Here is a 21,656-nt window from a genome sequence, read left to right on the forward strand (position 1 = left end):
CCTCTTTGCAATTCCAAATTAAATTAGCTCTTCAAGGATTGCAAAATAATAGAAGTGAGTAAACAAGCTCCTATAAACATAAGTTTTTTAGCCTACTTTAAATACTAAGCTTGAAAGCACATAAAAAAGGCTGAAGCCAACTTGCTTCAACCTTCTCTTAAAGTTTACCAATTGTATTTATCAACATTATCCTTTGTAACAAGGTAGATAGGTGAAACGGTTTCCTTTTTAACTTTCTTACCTTGATAGTAGTCTATTGCTGCCTGGATAGAAATTTCTCCCATTTTTGCTGGTTGTTGGGCAATGGTTGCTGTGATTGTTCCATTTTTAATAGCAGTATGGGCATCTGGTTGACCATCAATACCAACAATAAGAACATCCTTAAGTCCAGCAGATTTAACAGCTTGGGCTGCTCCTAAAGCCATTTCATCATTTTGAGCAAAGATAACTTGAACGTCTTTATGTCCTTGAATCATATTTTGTGCTGTATTCAAAGCTTTTGCACGATCAAAATTAGCAGATTGGCTTGATAAAATTGTTAGTTTTTCTTTAGCAACCTTATTAAATCCATTTCCGCGATCAACTGTTGCAGATGCACCAGGTACGCCTGAAAGTTCAAAAGTTTTTGCCTTTTTACCTGCTTTTTCAAGAGCAAAGTCTGCTGCCATCTTACCAGCTTCAACATTGTCTGATGCTACGGTGGTTAGAACATCGCCACCCTCACTACCACGATCAATTAAAATGACTGGAATATCTGCAGAATTAGCAGCTTTTATAGATGTAACAATGGCTTTTGAATCCACAGGATTGATAAGAATAGCATCAACTTTTTGGCTGATGAAATTTTGAATATCATCTGCCTGACGAGCAGCGTCATCTTGGGCGTCAGCAAGCTTTAAGCTGACTTTTTTGTCTTTGGCAAAGCTGTCTATCCCATCTTTCATAGCAACAAAATAAGGATTATTAGTGGTCGAAATAGAAACCCCTAATTTCAAATCTTTGGCTGCTTTTTTACTGACTTCTTTTGAAGAAGAAGTTCCTGAATTGCCTAAGCCCGTTTTTCCACAAGCACCTAGAATCATCACCATTGTCATCACTAAGGCCATAAAGCCAAGCCTTCTTAAATTCTTCATTTTAACACTCCTTATGTTATGAATTTTTTATGTTTTAAAAACCTTAAAACCAATTATGTTTTTTCTACTTTCAAGCGATCTAGCAAGACAGCTATTAGGATAACAATACCCTTGACCACCTGTTGCCAAAAGGCTGAAACACCAATAATATTTAAACCATTATTAAGGACACCAATTATGAGAGCCCCAATAAGTGTTCCAAGTATGCGACCTTTCCCTCCTGAAAGGGAGGTTCCTCCTAAGACAACTGCTGCTATAGCGTCCATCTCATAGGCACTACCAGCTGTGGGTTGCGCTGAACTCAGACGTGATGTGATAATTAAACCTGATACAGCAGCCATCATCCCTGAAATAGTATAAATGATAATCTTAACTTTATTTAATTTAACACCTGCGATATAAGCAGCCTTTTCATTGCCACCTAGAGCATAAACAGTTTTCCCAAAGGCTGTCTTATGTAGTAAGACATAGAGTATAAGAAAGGTAATAAACATTAAAATAACTGGGAAGGGAATACCTAAAATGTAGCCTTGCCCTAAAAATTGAAAGAGAAAGCTATCTGATAATCCCTTGGTTATAGGATTCCCATTTGAATAAACCAGGGTTGCTCCCCGAAAAATCGTCATAGTTGCTAGGGTAACAATGAATGGTGCTAGTTTTCCATAAGAAATGAAAAGCCCGTTCAACATTCCCAAGATACCACCTAATAGCACTGCTAGTAAAATGGCCAGACCAACCGGCATACCACTTGCAATCATACCAGCAGTTAGAGCACTAGATAGAGCCAAAATAGATCCCACAGATAGGTCAATTCCACCGGTCAAAATGACAAAGGTCATTCCAAAGGCTATAAAGCCATTAGCTGTTACTTGTAATAATAAATTTAACAAGTTGTTTGTTGTTAAAAAGTTAGGATTGATTAGTGTTATAACAATCATTAACCCTACTAAAGCCACCAGAGTGGTTAACTCCGATATGTATTTCATCACTTTTTTCACCTTACTTACCTCCTGTAGCCAAATGCATAATACTTTCCTGACTAGCTTGGTGCCGCTCTAACTGCCCTGCAATTTTCCCTTCGTGCATGACAATAATACGATCACTCACTCCCAATACTTCTGGTAGGTCAGAAGAAACCATAATAATAGGAACACCACGATCAGCTAATTCATTCATTAATTGATAGATTTCACGTTTAGCACCAACATCTACTCCTCTGGTTGGTTCATCTAAGATCAATACCTTGGGTGCAATGCCAATCCATTTAGCCAGAACAACTTTTTGTTGGTTACCTCCAGAAAGATTGCCAACAGGTAGATTAGGTTTTGCACTTTTTATTCTTAGGCGATCAATCAATTGATTCACAAAGATCGTGCTGGTTTTTTCATCGTAAATCCATTTTTTAACGAAATCATTAACACTCGGCAGGGTCATATTATCCTTGACTGAAGAATCTAGAATAAGCCCCTCGTCTTTTCGGTCTTCTGTTAAAAAGCCAACCCCTTGTTTAATAGCCTCCGCTGGATTTGATAGTTTGATTTCTTTTCCATCAATTTTAATCTGACCAGATAGCTTGCGGTCTAAGCCAAAAATGGCACGCATGACCTCTGTTCGGCCAGCTCCCATTAGACCAGAAAATCCTAAAATTTCACCCTTTCTAACCTGGAAGGAAATATCTGTGAAGCCTTCTCCACTAAGATTTTCAACCTCAAAGGCAATGGGGCCAATTTCTGAGGCTTTTTCAGGATAAAAATCTTTTAGTTCTCTACCAACCATCATTTTGACCAGTTCATGAGGATTGGTAGAACTGGTTTCTCTGGTATCTACCACAATGCCATCACGCATAACTGTTACCAGATCCGTAATTCTAAAAATTTCTTCCATACGATGTGAGATATAAATAATTCCCACACCTTCACTCTTTAAGGAAGCAATAACACGAAAGAGATTTTCAGTTTCTCTGTCTGTCAAGGCAGCCGTAGGCTCATCCATAATAAGAAGGGAAACCTTAGACAACAAGCTTTTTGCAATCTCGATCATCTGTTGCTGACCAACGGATAGGTGCCCAATGGTCTGATTAAGTGGTATGGAAACACCAAGACGTTTAAAGGCTTGCTCAGCCTTTTTCACCATGGCTTTTTGATCAAGTAAACCAAAGCGATTTTTGATTTCTCTACCCAGAAAAAGATTTTCTAGGACAGTCATTTCAGACCAGGTATTCATTTCTTGGTGAATGAAACTGATCCCAAATTCTTCTGCCTTCTGAGGATTGGAAAAGGTCATTTCCTTTCCATCTATGTAGATCTTTCCTGAAGTGGCCGGAAATAAACCTGTCAAAATGTTCATTAAGGTTGATTTCCCAGCACCATTTTCTCCCATTAAGGCATGGATTTGACCGGACTCAATAAGCAGGTCTATCTTTTCTAAAACCTTATTTTTCCCAAAAGATTTGGAAATATCTCTCATGTCAATTTTCATGATCAAAAGACCTTTCTAAATGATTACTCCTGATTGCAATATCACATTGGAATAGGGTGTGTTTTCTCCTGTTCTAATAACTGCCTTAACGTTCTTGTTAAGCTCCTTTAATTCTTCATGGCTCAGATACTCTACTTGCACATGACTATCCAGCTTAGCTAAAAGTTGCTCTAACTGTTGAGGATTCTTACTTTTAATTTCCTCAGCTAAGATAACTTTTTCCACAAGGATATTTTCCAAATAAATATCAACAACTTCTTGAAAACTTGGGCTACCAGCTTTTAAAGCTAAATCAATCTTTGGAGTTGTAGCTGGGACAGGTAGTCCTAGGTCACCAATACAGACTTGATCAGTATGTCCTAAGTCGTCAGCTAGTTTAGCTAGATTACTATTCAAAATTCCAGTTTTCTTCATAATGTTCGTTTTCCTTCATTTCTTTCAGACTAGGCATCCCACCTTGGGCACCAAATTTTTGAACGGATAAATGTGAAGCCAGAGTCGCAAATTTTAGGGCCTTATCAATGGACGCTTCTTTAGCTAGGGCTAAAGCCAAGGCACCATTAAAGGTATCACCTGCTCCTGTTGTATCAACCACCTTTGCTTTTATGGCCGCAATAGTCTTAATTTCTCTTCCATCACAGTAGACCGAGCCCTTACTGCCTAAGGTGACAATGATTTTGTTGGGATAGGTCTTTAGGACCTCTTCAAGACTTTGATCTGGGAATAAGTCCTGACACTCATGTTCATTTGGTGTAAAATAATCCACCAAGGCGATCATTTCATGATCTGTATCTCTAGCAGGGGCTGGATTATAGAGTAATTTGATTTTCTTGTCTTTACAATACTCAGCAATTATTTTGTTGGCTTCATGGGGAATTTCATTTTGAAGAATGACTAAATCAGCCTGACTAATAAGCTCCCACTGGCTATCCCACTTTTCAGGATGAACCTCGCTGTTGGCACCAGGACAGTAAATAATGCGGTTATCATGATTATGAAGGGTTATCTGTGCAATGCCAGAAGATAATGGTACCGTTCCCACAAATTCTGTTTCAACCTTATTTGCCCTTAAATTATCTTTCAATAAAGAACCAAATGCATCTTCTCCTACAGTTCCTAACATAGATATCTGATCACCATCAGCAGATAAGCGACCGAGGGCAACGGCTTGATTAGCCCCTTTTCCTCCAGGAACCATGGAAAATTTATCCCCAAAAACAGTTTCACCTTCTTGGGCAATGCGGCTGGTTTCCATGACTAAATCCATTGAGATACTTCCAATAACAATAATTTTACTCATCTTTCCTCCTTATGGTTTCACGTTCAACATAGTGAACAGGTAATTTAATCCTTTTTTCTTCAATTGGCAAGTGATTAGCAATCTTATAGACTAATTCTGCAGCGTGGTGTCCCATCTGATAGGATGATTGGTGAATGGTGGACAGGGAAGGATAGATAAACTGACTCATCAAAATGTCATCATAACCAATAACTTGAACTTCTTCAGGGATTTTTCGCCCTCTTGCATGTAATTCATGAATATAGGCTATAGCATGAATGTCAGAAGGCGCTATAATACTGTCAATGTTTTGATAGAAGGCTAAATTTCTTTGAGCTTCAGCCTGTATGAGGTCAAAGTCAAAACTGTCACTATCAACTACTCTAAGTGTGACTTTCTCCTCTTTCAGATAGTTTAAACTGGCTTTGTAACGTTCTTTGATATTTGTCGCCATGTCCAGTGGGCCTTTGATGAGTAAGACTTCTTTTGCTCCTGCACGACAAATGATTTGCGCCGCTAGTTGACCTCCGTATTTATTATCTGAATAGACACCATACTTTGTTTCTTGATTGACACGATCCACCACCACTATTGGAATTTGTATTTCAGGATGCCTCTTGGTAAAATCGTGAGTCGTGATAATACCAGCAGCATTGCTTTGCAGCAATACCTTTAGGTATTCTTCCTCAAGTACTTCACTATCACCAATATTTCCTAGCATCACACTATAGCCCTTTTCTTTCAGGTAAATTTCTACCCCTCTAGCTAGTCTGGGGAAAAAGGGATTAGATATGTCAGGTAAAAGCAAGCCGACTAGTTGACTTTTCTTGGTTTTAAGAGACTGTGCAATAACATTTGGGCTATAATTTAAATTTTTGATAGCTTCTTTTATCTTTAAACGTGCAGCCTCTGAAACATATCCATTTTGAGAAATATAACGTGATACAGTTGATTTTGAAAGACCAGCTTGATCAGCAACTTCTTTAATAGTAGCCATTAAATATGTCCTCACTTCTAAATATGGAATCGGTCTCACAGTTATTGTAAACGTTTTCTTCTATCTTGTCAAGCTGCTAGAAGAGACTTTTTCTTATAAAAAAGAAAAAAGGCCTATCTTTAAAGAACCTTTCTTCCTTGTGGATTAAACAAGGAATACTTGCTAAGCTCTAAAAGATAAGCCATTTTTTTCTGCGCTGTCTAGTCTAAGTATTTTCCCTTTACTTTTAAAGCCTGACAGACCTCTTTTAAATTATCAACCGTTAAGACATTACAATCTTGCAAGTTTTTTTGACTAATCATTTTTAAATCAAGGGCCAGTTTAGCAGCCTTATTAGCTGTTTCGATCAGGCCAAAACAATCTTGGTAGTCGATTCCTGTTGATAAGACACCGTGTTTTGCCCAAACCACCAAGCGGTGCTCTCTGAGTTCTCTGGCTGTGTCCAGTCCTATTTGTCTGGTTCCGGGAACTTCCCATGGAAGAACAGCAATACCATCTGGAAATACCACTATGGATTCTGTTAAAACAGACCATAAATCTAGAGTCAGACTTTGACTAGTGACCTCATTAAGTAAGGAATAAAGCACTAAGTTAGTGGCATGATTGTGAACAACCACTCGGTGCTGCTCATTGACAGACAGTCTAGCCGAATGTGCCAGAATATGCATAAAAATTTCGCTGGTTGGGTTTTTACCGGAATTAAATCCTGCTAAGACCTGATAGCCCTTTTGGGTTAAGCGTATAATTCCAGAATCCACAGCTGCTTGGTTTTTCAACTGTCTAAAATGACTCCAAGAAGCGGAAATGAGCAAGTATTGATTTTGCATATTACCAGGAATTGGCATGAGTTCTACTTCCGGAGATTGTGGATAAAGCTTAAAGTCAGTATCTGCCAAATCTTCTTTTAGACTTGCGATTTCCTCTTCTCTTAGTCGATAGCTTACATTGCCACCATTATATTCATCCCAGCCTTGTTGCCACATATCATAAGTAATCTCAATAAGACCTTGAATGTAAGTTGGATAATTCATCTTTTCTCCTTTTTAACTGATACTCTTAAAAGCTGCCTTTCGCCTTGCAAAAGACTTTCTTCAATTAAACATTAGTAACTAATGAACGGTTTAACCTATTTCTTGAATAGCCTGATTGTATTTATTACGATCTTTTAGTAGCCAGATGTAGAGACCTAACCATAAAACAAATAGCAAGATAGAGAGTAAATCGCCCTTAAAAATAGTAGCAAGTAAATAACGAATATCTGGACCTTCAAAAGTTGACCAAGAAATCATTCCTTTTATCCCTTTATCTAGTGTTCCTGTTTCACGCGCCAATCGTGTCATGTATGGAGTGAAATAAGTGGCCCCGTATAAAAATAGAGGCGTTGAGATTAAACCGTGAATAATCATTCTTAAAACATTCCCATTGGTAAGCAGCAAGGCTCCAACTACAAAGGACAAATTAATAATGCCTGCAAAAGGAAGCACACTATTATGTGGCAAGGTAACTGCCCCAATAAGTAAGAATGGAATAGTAAAGATAACAGCCACCCAAAGCTCATTTCGCCCTCCTAGGATTGGCCAGTCCAGACCAATATAAACCTCTCTATCTTCGAAACGTTCACGCATAAATTCAGATACGGCCTCAGAAATTGGAGAAAGGGCTTGAGAGAATAGCTTAGACACCATAGGAAAAAGTGTTAAGGCAGTAGCTGCTTGAACTGCTAAGGTAAAAGCATACTTGACCCCATTTCCGGAAGATAAACCGAGTATAAAGCCAATAATAGCACCCATTACGGAGTTTTCACCAAAAACACCAATTTTATCTTTGAGGGTATCAGCATCAAATTGTTTATTTAGCAAGGGAACTTTCTTCAGTAATTCATCAATTGGATGCAGTAGGACAGCAATTAAACAAATAAAATGAGGTACTGTAACCCCTGGAATTCCAGTTAGTCGCTCCACTTCTGGTGCAAAGACATCTCCTAGTTTTAATTCTAAAACAATAACAATAGCTGCAGCAAGGAAGCCAAAGAGAACATTATTGGTAAAATAAGTCACAATCACTGCTGTGAAGATTTTATTCCAAATATTCCACAAATCCACATTTAAAGTTTTGGTCTGATTGGTCACTAACAGTAAGAAATTGATCCCCAATTGCAAAGGGAACATGAGAAAGGCATAAGGCCATGCCCAACTGATAGAAGCTGCCCCAGGCCATCCAATATCAACAGCTGGCAAAGAAATTCCAGTATGAGTGGTCAAGTCATTAGCTGCAGCACCCATACTAGTCATGATAAAGTTCACCAGTATGCCCATCCCTGTAAAGGCAACCCCCAAAGTTAAGGCTGCTGAGAAAGCATCCCTAAATTTCATTTTCATCAATAAGCCCACAATGAGCATCAAGAAAGGTACAAAAACAGCTGCTCCTAAATCTAATATGTACTGAATAACCGTCTTTAAGATATCCATAATCCTCTCCTTTTAACCCTTGATAAAATCAAGAATCTTATCCAGTTCTTGTTTTTGTCCCATACCTGTTAAAAAGGCGACACCATTAAAAACAGGAATGCCATAATCCTTTTTAGGTTTGACAATTGAGATGTATGCATCTGCTCCTTTAATATGATGATCCAATGATTTCATATCTACTGCTTCAATCTCACAGGGATGACCTTGTTCTTTTAACAAACGACTAACCTTTGATGCCACTGTTTGAGAAGTGGCAACGCCTGACCCACAAGCGACAATAATTTTTTTCATTTTAAATCCTCCTGATTTTTTTGATCCGCAAATAATTGATAAACAGCCATCTGGTCTTTTGTACTTTCTAGAGCTTGAATAAATGATTGATCCGAAAAGAGTGCCATTAGTTCAGACAATAGGCTCGTTTGTTCTTCCGGCTGTGAAATGCCTAAAACCATGACATAGTGGACATCCAGCAGCTCATCATCAGTTCCCATTTGAATAAAGGAAACTGGTCTTTCTAGACGATTGATAAAAATAAAAGGTTTTTTGACATGCTGGGCATAAGTATGAGGAATAGCAACTGCTATATTTTCAAGCTGTAAACCAGTTGGATATTCCTTTTCTCTAGAAACAATGGCCTCCTTAAAACTTTCTAAGACATAGTCTTTTTCAAGTAAATACTCTGAAAGACTAGCTAATAACTCTGATTGGTTCTGGGCATTGACATGAAGATTAATCAAATCTTTACCCACTAACCTTGGAATAATAGGACTCATATGGTCTCCTTTTTAATAATAAACTTCTTTAAATAAGGCTTCTTTAAAGCTATGGCTATCAGTTGCTGCCCACAGATCATCAATGTAAGCCTTACTATCTATTTTGGAATAGATACTTATTAATGCCTCCCGATACCATGCTACTTCTAAACTTTCAATGGCAATCAACATGATCACTTTGACATAGTGCATGTCCCACTTGATTGGCTTATCAAGAGTCATCATAATAAGCTGAGATTTACTCACCGTTTCAGGATTCGCATGGGGTAGGGCAATACCCGTATAAACACTAGTAGCACCTAAGTGCTCACGCTTAAAAATTGATTTTTGATAGGCTGGATTGTCTTGATTTTCGGAAGCTGATAAAGAAATGATATAATCTAAGCATTCTTTTTTAGACTTAAATGATTTCTTTAGAAAAATGCCATCACCTATCAGATGCTTAATGACGGATTCAATATAGGTCTTATGATCAGCTAGCTGGGTCAATAATTGGGTATTCCCTTGTGAAAAATTAGAATAGTAACGCTGAATCTGTTGCAGTTGTTGTGGCGTGATAATACTATTGACAAATATAAAAGGTAGTCCCATATCCGAAATATCCACAGAACTAATAATCAAGTCTTGATCGGTTAGAGCTAATCTGGCTAAATCTTCTTTATCTACAGCTTGAATACACTCGCTCAAGGGAATAACTTTTCGTAACTGTGCCATAATCAATTCTGAAGTGGCTAAATGATGGGGACAAATCACATAAATCTTCAAGGGCTTTAGTTTCCTTTGAATAGCTACTTCAAAATGAATGGTTAAAAAAGAAATTTCCGTAGCATTTAAATTGACCTGATAAGAGTTTGACAATTCTTTTGTGGCCAGCCAAACCAAGTGATATAAGACACTGTACTGGGTCTTAATGACTTCCGTCATCTGATTAGAAATCATCACCCGATGCTTTAAACGAAAGAGCATGGGTTGGATATGTACCAGCAACATCTTTTTTAGATGGTCATCATCGCTTAAATCCACACTAGTCAACCGGCTGACTTCAGTGATTAAGAAATGAACCTGTTCAATTAAATCTGGTTCAAAATGAGAATCATTTTTTATGTAACCAACGGCTAACAAGGCTGATAGGGTGGCTGAGATTTCTGTTTGGGGCAGACTTTCAGGAGATAGCTGATACAGATTGGCTAAAAACTCTGTTGCTAAAAATGAAACTTCATAACTTTGAAGGTTTTCAGTAGCCAAATCCTCAACCTGATTGAGTAACTTGCCTTGTTTAAACCTGAGAAAAGCTATGGTGGCATCAAGAATAAAATAGCATTTATAAACATCACTAATCTCGAAATAATACTGCTGGGTGTAATGGGTCAGAGTTGATACGATATTGTGCAAATCATCGGCTAAGAAAAAACGTTCTAATATAGGTAAAGACAGTTCTTCCTGGTCCTTCAAAATGCGATCACTGATAGCCTGTCTTAAAAAGGTTCGAATATTGGACTCCTTACCCTTTAGACAAACCTTTCCTTCCGACCTATCTAAGACGATATCAAAAGGTTTAGCAGAATCTGCCAACTTTTCCAAGTCACGTTTAACCGAAGCTTCACTGACGAAATATTCCAAGGCAAAATCAAACAGTTGAATATTACCTGAACCGAACCCTAATTCTCGAATCACTTCTAGTTCGCGGTAATCCGTTGACATCCTATAATCTGCTTCGCTATGATAATCAGCACTGTGCAGAAATTGAGTGATTTTTTGTCGTTCATTATCAGAAATGACTAGAATCATTCCCAAGTGAGGCTTACGCTCAACAGCAACTTCAAAATTCGCTAAAAACTGATTTAGATGGTCAATATCCTTATAGATAGTTTTGGTAGACACAGAAAAGAGCTGTGCATAATCATTTGCTGTTCTATAATCCGTCTGACTCAGTAAATCCCTTAATAAAGTCTTTTGCCTACTATTCATGACATCTCCTAGCTTTGTAACCCCTTACAATAGTTAGTATAGCTTTTTTTAAAAAACATAAAAGTCAAAAAACTTCCAAAATAATCTGGAAGTCTTGATATCTCTTTAGAAAAAGGTTAGTTTGCTTATTTTTGAAGATAGGCAATAGCCTCTTGCACTGTCTTAACAGGAACAATCTTCATTTTTGTTTTGAGTTTTTTAGCAGCTTCTTTTGCTTCTTGATAGTTACTAAGAGCCTTTGGATTGGACTTTTTGACTTTTTTGTCTACTGGATTATTAGGAACAAAGAAGATCTCTGCACCAGCTTCAGCCGCAGCTACCACCTTTAGTCCAGCTCCGCCAATCTCTCCAACCTTACCATCTTGGGCAATAGTTCCTGTCCCAGCTATCTTGCGGCCTTTTCTTAGATCCTCCTTATTAATCTGATCTAAGATATCTAGGGTAAACATAAGACCAGCACTTGGTCCGCCAACACCTTCTGTACTAAATTCTATCTTCTGGTCGGTATGAACCTTGGTATGATCCGTTAGGCCTATTCCAATACCATTTTTACCATTTGTCAGCTTAATAATTTTACCAGTTTTAGTCTTTTCTTTGCCATCTGAAATAAATTGAACCTGGACTTTGTCTCCTAGCTTTAAGCTAGATACATATTTAACCAGATCAGCCGAACTTTTAAAGTTCTTGCCATTGACACTGGTCACAGTGTCAGCGATATTAAGAACCCCTCTAAAACTTGAGTTCTTATTAACATTTAAAACATAAACTCCCAGATAATCTAAGGAAACTTCTTTTCCAGCCAATTTCAAGGCCTGATAGATAGCTCCATTTTGAGAGGTCTCCATATAAAACCTGTTGATACGTAGATAATCCGCATCGCTATAGCCACCTGTGGTCGCTTCGGCAGAGGAAATCTCTGTAAAGGGTGTCATCCAAGCATAGAGTAACTGGGCTAGGGAGGCCCGACTTAGGCTCACAGCAACAAAGTTATAGGAACCCTTTGCCTTGTCTTCTTTATTGTTTACCTTAAGAACCGAACGAATATCGTAGGCTCCGCCTGGCATTTCAATGTAGTATGGCAGTGGAAAAAAGAGTGCCATGAGGATAGCAATGGTTAGGAGGATACTGATTATCCACCATTTTAATTTTTTAATAGTCTTCATTTATACGCTCCAATTGGTCAACTACTGATTGTGGGACTAAATCATCTATGGGTGAGTTAAAATGAATTAACTCCTTTATACGGCTAGAACTAAGGGGCCGAAAGACATTTCTAGCTATAAAATAGATGGTTTCAAGCTGTTCTTCTAAGCGATTGTTGAAATATTCCAGGTTTGACTCATATTCAAAATCTGTGGGATTTCTTAGACCACGAACCATGTGGGTGACACCAAGTTCTTTTGCCACGTCTACTGCCAACCTATCTTGGGCAGAGATTACTGTCACGTTAGGATAGTTTTTCAGAGCCTCTTTAAGAATTCTGATCCTTATCTCCAAATCAAAGAATCCCTTTTTTTCAGAATTACAAAAAACGCCAATATAAAGCTGATCAAAAAGCTTACTGGCACGGTCTATGATATCCACGTGCCCATTTGTGACAGGGTCAAAAGAGCCTGGATACAGTCCAATTTTATCTGACATACACAGTTACCTTACTAATTCCATAAATTTTTTCTTTCCAAATACCAAGACAGGCAATCTCTTCTGGCAAGTGAACTTTCTTATCTGTTTCACAAACAAGCATCACTTCGGGGCCAAGTAGGCCTTTTGCGTCAAGAGCCTCAACAGTGGCCACAATTTCTTCTTGAGCATAGGGCGGATCTAAAAAGACCAAATCAAAAGTTTGATCCAGAAGCTCAATTGCTCTTTTAGCTTCCATTTTCAAGAGCTGAAAACGCTGTTCTGCCTTTGTCATCCTGATATTTTCTTGGATAATAGCTTGCGCTCCACGGTCTCTTTCGACCAGGACAGCTTGGCTCATTCCTCTAGAAACAGCTTCAATAGAGAGCCCTCCTGAGCCTGCAAATAAATCTAAAACCCGACCCCCATCAAAGTAAGGGCCAATCATATTGAACATGGCTCCTCGAACCTTGTCCGAAGTAGGCCTGGTTGTTTTTCCCTGGAGGGTCTTTAAGGGCCTCCCACCAAATTCACCTGATACAATTCTCATAATTTTTATTATAACAGAATTATAAGACTATCCAAGCTTTTACACCGCTATTTTAGAATTTTTCTCCTAAAACAAGGCAAAGTTCTAAAGAGAATCTGCTCTGACCTGAAGACTACTAATTGAGCCGTTCAAAAGCAAGCATTCCCTATCTTTGAACTAAAGCACTTTATTGACAGTACTTTAATAAAGTAAGCAAAAAGACCAGGTAGTCATTTACCTGGTCTTTTTGAAGAAAAAGTCTTTTTTGATACCTTCCTTAGGTGCTGTCGGACAGGTTAAACAGTCAGGGAAGTGACTGTTTAAGAAAACCAAAGAATTCCATACCTAACTTTCGAGCCTAAGGTCTGGCAAGTTCCAGGTGTCTAGAATGCCTATATTAAAGACATTCTAGACACTTTCAGAACGGCGAAGATATTGTTAATCGGCTCGCGGTTGCTCGTAGAAATAGGAAATCCATTGATAGCCTGCAAAGCTTCTGAGCTTATTGGTCTAGGTAAATAGGGTTTGTCTACAGTCTGAGACTAGGTAGATGACTGCCTGTTTTTTCAAAAAGAATAAGGAAAGGTGTGACTTATTGTGCTTTTTCTTAATTTTTTTCTGTAGTAGGGCTTATCTTCGTAAGCTCTGAAACCTTGACATTGACACTGACAATATAGCTTTCTAAGTCAGCATCATAAGTTTCTTTTCCCAATTTTTCATCAATCTGATGTTCTAAGCTAACCAGTTCAGTTTCTAGTGCCTTAACCTTATCAAGATCTTCTGTCTTAAAGATCTTGTCTTTTACCTTGAGCCGAGCAGCCTTAGAAGCTTCTTGAGCCTTATAGGCATCCTCTTTAAGGCTTGCGGATTTTTGAAGATTTGCGGCCAGAAGGTCGAGTTGTTGACTAAGCTCTGTCACCTTTTCTTGCGACAAGTCGGCACTCTTTAATTGAGAACTGATCTCTGTAATTTGTTTATTATAGTCACTGATAACTGTTTTGCTTAAAGCCTTGGTATGATCCTCACCAACCTTTTTGGCATTGGCTAAGGAATGATCAAAAGTAGAAACATCCATAGCAGTACCAAGAATTTGAAGCTCAACCACATAAGGAGGATTTTTAGGGTTAACCGAACCTTTGATGTCAAATCTCCAGTAGCGTCCTAGAGCATCATCAAGTTTACCTTCAATAATAGCTCCTGCTTCATTAACAGAGGCAACTGTACGCCATTGACTATCATCATTTGAAATGGCTTCTTGTTCTTCCTTCGTTTTACTGCTTAAATCTACAGAAGAATCCTTTAAAACTTGTAAACTGGCTGAAGCCACATTATAATCTTTTGCAGAATAACGATTTTTTAAGACTTCGGCATTATAGAGTCGCCAGTAGTTAGCATTAACAAGTTTGCCTAAATCTAAAACAAAATGACTTTGTGGGTTCCAATCAAAATAGTAAGTTGAACGATCATCATCAATTGCTCGAGTCACCATTTCTTTATTTCCATATAGAACATCAGCCCCTTTTGCTAGGTTGGTGCGCATGCTTGGTCCATTACCAATAACAGCAGTCATTTTATGTATGAGTTCTTTACTAGCATTGTAAACCTTGATCTGACGAGTACTATCCTTATCAGTTTTAATGACCTTATCTTGAGATTCACTTAAAGTGTCATCCACTTGCTCAACTGTAAATTTATCATAAGAAACCACAAATTGATCATAAGTATAGTCAGCAGCAATAAGCTTTTGACCAGCCAATTCTTTCTGCTTGAACTCTTCAAATTCTTGACTGTCCTTGATTAAAGTTGCTGCCTTAGTAACTGTCCCTAGAACATATTCTTTAAAGATGTCATGGTCTTTCCCATCTGCTGCCAGCTTTACATTCTTACTTGCATATTCCTTTGGGTAGTAGCCCACTGGTTTTTGCCCTGAAAAAGCCTTATCTGCGTCAGATTTGGCACCATTTTGAGAAACTGTGGTAAGAATCTGAGTTAGCAAAGCTTCTTCGCCAAGCAAATCCATACGATTCTTAGAAATATCAAAAGACTTCAAAGCTGTCAAATGTGGCACATCTAATTGTGTCAAACTTTCTAGCTGACTATCTTTGAGCTTTAAACTTTCAAGTGAGGTCATGCCACTCAAGTCAAGCTGGCCTGATTTCAAAATACTTTTGGGCAAGTCCTTTGAACTAAGGGCTTTTAACTGGGTCAAACCCTGCAATTTAAGCTTTCCCAACTGCTTCAATTGGCTTAAGCCAGACAAGTCTTTGATGGCAGGATCATTGAGGATTAAGGTTCCATCATATAAAGCCAAGTCTCCCCGAAATTTCCCCACCTGTTCTTTAACAGCTTTCAACAAAGCAGGATCTTTAAAATCCTTTTCATTTATCTCATTATAAGCTTTGTCAGAGATCATCAGATCTTTCAAAGCCTTAGAAACCTTATATTCAGACTTCACAACCTTGTCAGTAGGATGTTCTATTCCTGGATTACTATCCAAAGATTTTGGTTGGTGAGCAACCCCATCCCGGTCAATGGCATAGGAGAAAATACCAGCCTTCACCCCACCTGTTTTAGGTTGCCATTTAGCATAACGCTCTGCACGCGTTCCTTCAATACGACTACCCTTATCTGGATCAGCAGGATCATAATCATTGATATCATGCCAAATGTTACCCTGACCAGCATTTTCTTCGTAGAAGGTAAAGCCAATCATATACTGGCTAGGGGAAATATAATTTTTAAATTCTTCCCAATCAGAATCTAATTCTCGTTCTCCCTGCATACCATAAAACTGCCTTAAAACCAGGTCTGTTGACGGAGCAACCTCTTGGAAAAGAGGATTCCTAGAAGGTTTAAGAGTTGTATCCATGATAAGCAATTTACTCTTATCTGTACCTGACTTTCCTATAAGCTTGGCTATTTCTTTGTAGACAACTAAAGCACGCTGAGCTTCTGGGCTGCCGGCATTATAGTCATGAGGTTCAATATCAATATCTAAGCCATCAACGCCTCTATCATAGACATATGTTTTCACAATATCTTGTGCTAAGAGACGATTTCCTTCTTCTGTATCACTATATTTATCAGCTTGATCTTTTGAAATACCAGCCTTTCCAACGAGAAAGTTAAAGCCTATAGTCTGAATAACAGCTGTTCCCTGCTTATGCAATTTAGGAATATAAGCGTTTTTCAAATCAGACCAAAATGGACTATTATCAGCTGTTTCATTATGGAAGACAAATACCATATCAACTTCTTTAGGAATGTCCTTCATGGTATTTTCAGGATGATGCTGTTTCCCGTCCTTACCAGTAGAAGAACTGTCATGCCAGGTACGGAAATAACCAGCATAGAGAGGACCTTTTTCTCCCCTTCTGATCTGCTCGACAAGGTGACTACCCTCCTGTGCTTTCTCTTCAGCAAAGACAATGTCTGGCTGCCAGTTACTAAAGCTTAATTGAGGGCTTGATTGAAGAGCAACTGCAATTAAGACCCCTGCACACACGCCGCCTAAGGCTCGTTTTACAACTAAACGCTTATCCATCACAATCTCCTTGGATTTTTAAGATATTATCTATGAAGAACTTTTTGTAAGCGCATTCATAAATAATTCGCCTTAAGTATAGCAGCAAAGATGTTTTTTGAAAAGAAACAAACTATAGGTTTTATAACACATATTTAATATTTTAAAGCTATATAAGACTAAAAATAAAGACCTGGGCTAAGAAACAGAGCCCCTGATTTGGAGATCAAAATAGCCTTGCAGTCAAGTTAGCAACAGAAAACTGTCAAGAAAGACAAAAAAAGAAAGGCAGATGTTAAGACCTTTCTTATCTATAAAATATTCTCAAATGTCTTGCAAACTTCTAATGGCCAGACTGAGGTTTGAACTTCACCAATATGTTTTTTTACGTAAGAGGAACATGGCCATCCATGATTGGCCAATCCCACCACCAATAGTAATAGGGAACTTTCCATCTAATAAAGACTGGTGCCAATCAAATTCTAGTCGCTCATAGGGCGATCTGACGTTTCAAGGCCTCCTGATCTACCTGAATTCCCATAGAAGATAATTCAAAGGCAGAGGCTAGTTGGTCATTCCAAACTAGGATATCCCCATTTAAACCACGATAGCCCTGACTTGTTTCACTTGTCCAGTCATCATAGTCAGGCGCTCTGCCATCATGAGTTTTACCATCTGCTAGATCACCGCCAATCCCAATCAAGAACACTGCTCCATGCTCCTTAGTAATAGCATTTTCTCCTTCTTTGGGGCTAAGATCGGGATATAATTTAACCAAATCTTCTGTATGGATAAAGGTGACCTTCTTAGGCAAGACAGCTTCAATGTCATAATACGCTTCTACTGCTAATTCTGTTAGTCGGATTACCTTATAGATAGTTTCCACTTTCCTAACTTATATAAAATATTAGAACCATTATACACCTATTCTGAAAAAAGATAAGAAAAGCTTTAAAATCAGGGAATTTCCTAAGTTCTTAATTGAACATTGGAAGTAGGTCTTATTAGAGATAAGAAAAAAGCCTTGGATAAAATCCAAAGCTCTTTTGATTAGTCACTGATAATTTGTGTTCCAGCGTCTGCTGAAAGAACATTATCAATGTTTTCAAGGGAAGTGATGATAGCTTTAGCATTTGGTTTGTTTTCAACAAAGGCAATAGCTGCTTCTACCTTAGGTAACATGCTTCCTGGTGCAAATTGGTTTTGGCCAATGTATTCTTTCATTTGAGATACAGTAACTTTTTCCAGTTTTTCTTGGTCTGGTTTGTTATAGTTAACAAAAACATTGTCAACACCAGTTAATACGATGAAAAGATCAGCATCAACAAGTTCTGAAAGGGTCTGGCTGGCAAAATCTTTGTCAATAACAGCTTCAACACCTGTAATTTCTTTAGTAGTAGGATCTTCAACCACAGGGACACCGCCGCCACCAGCGCTGACCACAACAACACCAGAATCAACTAGGCTTCTGATAACATTTGCTTCTTTGATACCAACAGGTTTTGGAGAAGGCACAACTTTACGCCATCCACGTCCTGCATCTTCTTTGAAGCTTGCTCCAGTTTCTTCCATTTGTTTTTTGGCCTCTTCTTCTGATAAGAAAGGTCCAATTGGTTTAGTTGGGTTTGTGAAAGCTTGGTCATCTTTATCAACAATAACTTGAGTCACAACTGCTGCCACTTCTTTTTCAATACCTTGAGCTTTTAATTCATTATCAAGGGCATTGACAAGCCAAAAACCAATACTTCCTTCAGTCATAGCCACACAAGTGTCTAAAGGCATTGCAGGATTTTTTTCTGAATCAGCTGCTGCTTGTTGTAAGAGTAAATTTCCAACCTGTGGTCCATTACCATGTGTTACGATAACTTCGTTACCATCTTTGATCAATTTTACAAGTGATTTAGATGTTGAGACTAAAGCTTCTTGTTGTGCTTTAGCTGATGCATCTGTAGAAAGAATAGCATTTCCTCCAAGGGCAACTACTATTTTTTGTTTTGACATATATCATTCTCCTTTTTTATCGCGTTAGTCGATAGATGGCCTCAGCATAGATATCCATTGCCTTATAAGCATCTTCTAAAACGATATTTTCATTTTCTTGATGTTCTGTTTGTACTGAATCTGGGAAAAGAGCTCCAAATGCCACACAGTTTGGCATTGTTCTTGCAAAGGTTGCTCCTCCAGAAGACATTGCTGGTCTTTGATCACCGGTTTTTTCACGGTAAACGTCCATCAATGTTGTCACCAACTCACTTTCAAGTGGGACATACAAAGGTGCTAAGTAGTCGAATTCTTTATAAGTTAATCCGTATTCCTTAGCTTTTGTGCTGAGTTCTTCAACTAATTTTTCTTTGTCGGCTAAAACTGGAATCCTAATATCTAGACGAATTTCAGTTAAGTCCTTGGTCATTGTTAGGCCGGCAACATTGAAACTTAAGATTCCTGAAGGTTCATCTTCAACTGGTCCAAAAATATTTAATGCTTTGCCATCTTCATCAATGACATTTGCTAGGAAATCAATGGTAGGGTCGTCAAAACATGTATTGAGTGCTTTTGCTAAACGTATCAAGGCATTGATCCCATGAGGGGCATCCTTGGCATGTTGAGCAAGACCATAAACAGTGATTTCATTATCTTTTAAAACATATTCAAAATCATTTTTTTCCAATTCTTTTTGAATATCTTCTAAATACTCACCTTGATAAGAAGCTCTGGCTGGAACGACATTATAGGCATTACCAACTTCGAGATTGAGCTTATCAGAACCTTTACCAACCAATTTGGCTTGTAATAACCCTTTTTCAGCATAAATAAGAGGAAAACTAGAATCTGGAGCGAAGCCATAAGTTGCTGTTTCTTCAACTTCATTATAACGATTCATACAACGCCATAATGTTTCTTCATCAGTCCCAAAAATGAAACGAATTTTTTTCTTAAATGTGACCCCAGCGTCAATCAAAGATTTGACTGCGTATAAGGCCATCATTGAAGGTCCTTTGTCATCTTGTGTACCACGTCCATATAAACGACCGTCTTTTTCCACACATTCAAAAGGATCTGTGTTCCAAAGGTTGCGATCACCTTCTGGGACAACATCTAAGTGACAAAGAATTGCTAGTACTTCTTTTTGATCTCCATAATCAGCATAACCATAATACCCTTTTGGATCTATATAAGTTTTAAATCCTAAACTTTCACAAATTCCAAGGGTTTTTTCTAAAACATTTTGAATAGCTTGTCCAAAAGGAGTACCATTTTCTCCCTCATTTAAAACTGAAGGATAAGAAACAATAGTTTTAATTGCTTCTACACAAGCTTCTTGATTTTGGCTTGTTATAAATTTTTCCATTTTCTTTCACCTCTAAACTAAAAACTAAGAGTTTAAATGAAGAATGTAGCAAGAAGTAATATTGCCAAGCTAATAACCATTACCATGACGATAAATTTAGCTACAAATTTCCACCATGTCGCAATATCAACTTTACCTAGAGCTAAAGCTCCCATAACGATTGCTGAAGTTGGTGAAATGATATTAAGAACTCCAGAGGCAGATTGGAAGGCTGTAATAACCAAGTGTGCAGGAACATTTGAGAAATGTCCCAAAGGTGCCATGATACCCATAGTTGCTCCAGCTAAACCTGAAGTTGATGGGATTAAGAATGACATTGGTAAGTAGAATAGGTAAGTTAAGAAAATAAAGACTTGTGATGAAAGACCTGAAAGTCCATGTTCCCCCCAGTTAAGGATGGTAGCTGTAATCATACCATTGTTCATGATAACTTGGATACCACGAGCAACCGCACAGATGATCGCAACCCCAAGTAGGTCAGCAGCACCTGCTAGGAATGATGAAATAAAGTCTTCTTCAGACATTCTGTAGACCATAGCTGCCAAAATACCCATCATAATAAAGAGCATTGTAATTTCTGGGAAATACCATTCTCCAAAAGGTATAGCTGTTTTACCAAAGACTGTACCAATCACAGGAAGTCCTGTGATCCATTTATTTAGTGCAGTGAAGAGCGTGATATTAAAGCGTTCCCATGGAACCAAACTCAAAATCATGATCAAAAATGTAATAACAAAAATCCAAAGTACTTTCGCTTGACGTTTTGTCATGTCTGAACCTTGATTTTCAAGTTTGAAATATTCACGGTGCTCATCTATCTTATCTGCTACTAATGATTTGCTTGGATCTTTTTCAACCTTAACAGCATAGCTATGAACATACCAGATTGCAAGGGCAACCAATACAAACCATTGAATCACACGCCAGATAATTCCATCTGCGATACTAACATTAGCTGCATCGGCAGCAACACCAGTTGCAAATGGGTTAATGGTTGAGGCCAGACAGCCAATCTGAGAACCAATCAATATAATTGAAACAGCAACAAGGGTATCAAAACCAACAGCAATCATAACAGGAATAAGGAGTGGATAGAAAGCCATTGTTTCTTCACCCATACCATAAGTTGTTCCACCAAGAGCAAAAATAGGAATCAAGATTGCAATAAGCATCTTTTCCCTACCTTTGTTCTTCTTAACAACTGAGGCAATCCCTTGGTCCAAGGCACCAGTCTTATTGACAACACCTAAGAAGCCACCAACCATTAAGATGAAGAATGAGACTTGGATAGCCCCATCAGTACCTTTAGCACCAAGCATCCCACGTACAGGAGCCATGAAAACATCATAAATCCCTTGTGGATTTGATTTTACAGCATGATAGGTACCGGAAATAACCGTTCCATCTTTTGTAGTATCATATGCTCCAGCAGGGATAAACCATGTCAATATTGCCATGATAGCAATAATGATAAAGAGTACTGTGTAGGAGGAAGGGAGTTTAAAACCCCGTTTTTTTTGTTCTTCCATTATATTTACC

At 38.2% G+C, this 21,656-nt stretch carries 18 protein-coding genes and 1 pseudogene; all 19 read right to left on the bottom strand.

Annotated elements, in window-relative coordinates:
• Positions 1 to 164 precede the first annotated feature (164 nt).
• A complete protein-coding gene (locus tag HBN42_RS03345) occupies positions 165 to 1,133 on the bottom strand; it encodes a substrate-binding domain-containing protein (protein ID WP_165993659.1) in 969 nt (322 codons plus the stop codon).
• Between the two features lie 53 nt (positions 1,134 to 1,186).
• Complete coding sequence (locus tag HBN42_RS03350) at positions 1,187 to 2,131, bottom strand: ABC transporter permease subunit (protein WP_165993660.1); 945 nt, start codon at positions 2,129 to 2,131, stop codon at positions 1,187 to 1,189.
• Between the two features lies 1 nt (position 2,132).
• Positions 2,133 to 3,611, bottom strand: a complete 1,479-nt coding sequence (locus HBN42_RS03355; RefSeq protein ID WP_165993661.1) for a sugar ABC transporter ATP-binding protein — start codon at positions 3,609 to 3,611, stop codon at positions 2,133 to 2,135.
• A 15-nt stretch (positions 3,612 to 3,626) separates the two neighbouring features.
• Positions 3,627 to 4,025, bottom strand: a complete 399-nt coding sequence (gene rbsD / locus HBN42_RS03360) for a D-ribose pyranase (RefSeq protein ID WP_165993662.1) — start codon at positions 4,023 to 4,025, stop codon at positions 3,627 to 3,629.
• A complete protein-coding gene (gene rbsK, locus HBN42_RS03365) occupies positions 4,000 to 4,911 on the bottom strand; it encodes a ribokinase (RefSeq protein WP_165993663.1) in 912 nt (303 codons plus the stop codon). Before rbsK ends, rbsD begins: the two co-directional genes overlap by 26 nt.
• Positions 4,904 to 5,887, bottom strand: a complete 984-nt coding sequence (locus HBN42_RS03370) for a LacI family DNA-binding transcriptional regulator (RefSeq protein WP_165993664.1) — start codon at positions 5,885 to 5,887, stop codon at positions 4,904 to 4,906. Before HBN42_RS03370 ends, rbsK begins: the two co-directional genes overlap by 8 nt.
• 200 nt (positions 5,888 to 6,087) lie before the next feature.
• On the bottom strand, positions 6,088 to 6,918 hold the full coding sequence (gene rhaD, locus HBN42_RS03375) for a rhamnulose-1-phosphate aldolase (RefSeq protein WP_165993665.1): 831 nt from the start codon (positions 6,916 to 6,918) through the stop codon (positions 6,088 to 6,090).
• A 90-nt stretch (positions 6,919 to 7,008) separates the two neighbouring features.
• A complete protein-coding gene (locus HBN42_RS03380) occupies positions 7,009 to 8,355 on the bottom strand; it encodes a PTS galactitol transporter subunit IIC (RefSeq protein WP_165993666.1) in 1,347 nt (448 codons plus the stop codon).
• Between the two features lie 12 nt (positions 8,356 to 8,367).
• On the bottom strand, positions 8,368 to 8,646 hold the full coding sequence (locus tag HBN42_RS03385; RefSeq protein WP_165993667.1) for a PTS sugar transporter subunit IIB: 279 nt from the start codon (positions 8,644 to 8,646) through the stop codon (positions 8,368 to 8,370).
• A complete protein-coding gene (locus HBN42_RS03390; RefSeq protein ID WP_165993766.1) occupies positions 8,643 to 9,119 on the bottom strand; it encodes a PTS sugar transporter subunit IIA in 477 nt (158 codons plus the stop codon). Before HBN42_RS03390 ends, HBN42_RS03385 begins: the two co-directional genes overlap by 4 nt.
• Before the next feature lie 21 nt (positions 9,120 to 9,140).
• Positions 9,141 to 11,096, bottom strand: coding sequence for a BglG family transcription antiterminator (locus HBN42_RS03395; protein ID WP_165993668.1), 1,956 nt, complete (start codon positions 11,094 to 11,096; stop codon positions 9,141 to 9,143).
• 125 nt (positions 11,097 to 11,221) lie between these two features.
• Complete coding sequence (locus HBN42_RS03400; RefSeq protein ID WP_165993669.1) at positions 11,222 to 12,259, bottom strand: SepM family pheromone-processing serine protease; 1,038 nt, start codon at positions 12,257 to 12,259, stop codon at positions 11,222 to 11,224.
• On the bottom strand, positions 12,246 to 12,737 hold the full coding sequence (coaD, locus tag HBN42_RS03405; RefSeq protein WP_165993670.1) for a pantetheine-phosphate adenylyltransferase: 492 nt from the start codon (positions 12,735 to 12,737) through the stop codon (positions 12,246 to 12,248). The genes HBN42_RS03400 and coaD overlap by 14 nt, the downstream gene beginning before the upstream one ends.
• Complete coding sequence (rsmD, locus tag HBN42_RS03410) at positions 12,727 to 13,266, bottom strand: 16S rRNA (guanine(966)-N(2))-methyltransferase RsmD (RefSeq protein WP_165993671.1); 540 nt, start codon at positions 13,264 to 13,266, stop codon at positions 12,727 to 12,729. Before rsmD ends, coaD begins: the two co-directional genes overlap by 11 nt.
• 586 nt (positions 13,267 to 13,852) lie before the next feature.
• Positions 13,853 to 16,789 carry an EndoS/ChiA family endoglycosidase gene (locus HBN42_RS03415; RefSeq protein WP_165993672.1) on the bottom strand — a complete coding sequence of 979 codons (2,937 nt, stop codon included), beginning with the start codon at positions 16,787 to 16,789 and terminating at the stop codon, positions 13,853 to 13,855.
• Between the two features lie 290 nt (positions 16,790 to 17,079).
• A pseudogene (gene asnA, locus HBN42_RS03420) lies at positions 17,080 to 17,654 on the bottom strand (aspartate--ammonia ligase); the annotation flags it as partial.
• Between the two features lie 164 nt (positions 17,655 to 17,818).
• Positions 17,819 to 18,769, bottom strand: coding sequence for a carbamate kinase (gene arcC, locus HBN42_RS03425; RefSeq protein WP_165993673.1), 951 nt, complete (start codon positions 18,767 to 18,769; stop codon positions 17,819 to 17,821).
• A gap of 16 nt (positions 18,770 to 18,785) precedes the next feature.
• On the bottom strand, positions 18,786 to 20,117 hold the full coding sequence (locus HBN42_RS03430) for a dipeptidase (protein WP_165993674.1): 1,332 nt from the start codon (positions 20,115 to 20,117) through the stop codon (positions 18,786 to 18,788).
• A 32-nt stretch (positions 20,118 to 20,149) separates the two neighbouring features.
• Positions 20,150 to 21,646: a YfcC family protein gene (locus HBN42_RS03435; RefSeq protein ID WP_165993675.1), complete on the bottom strand. Its 1,497-nt coding sequence runs from the start codon at positions 21,644 to 21,646 to the stop codon at positions 20,150 to 20,152.
• Between the last annotated feature and the right edge of the window lie 10 nt (positions 21,647 to 21,656).

Source organism: Streptococcus catagoni (genome assembly GCF_011421425.1).
In the GTDB taxonomy this organism is placed as follows: Bacteria; Bacillota; Bacilli; order Lactobacillales; family Streptococcaceae; genus Streptococcus; species Streptococcus catagoni.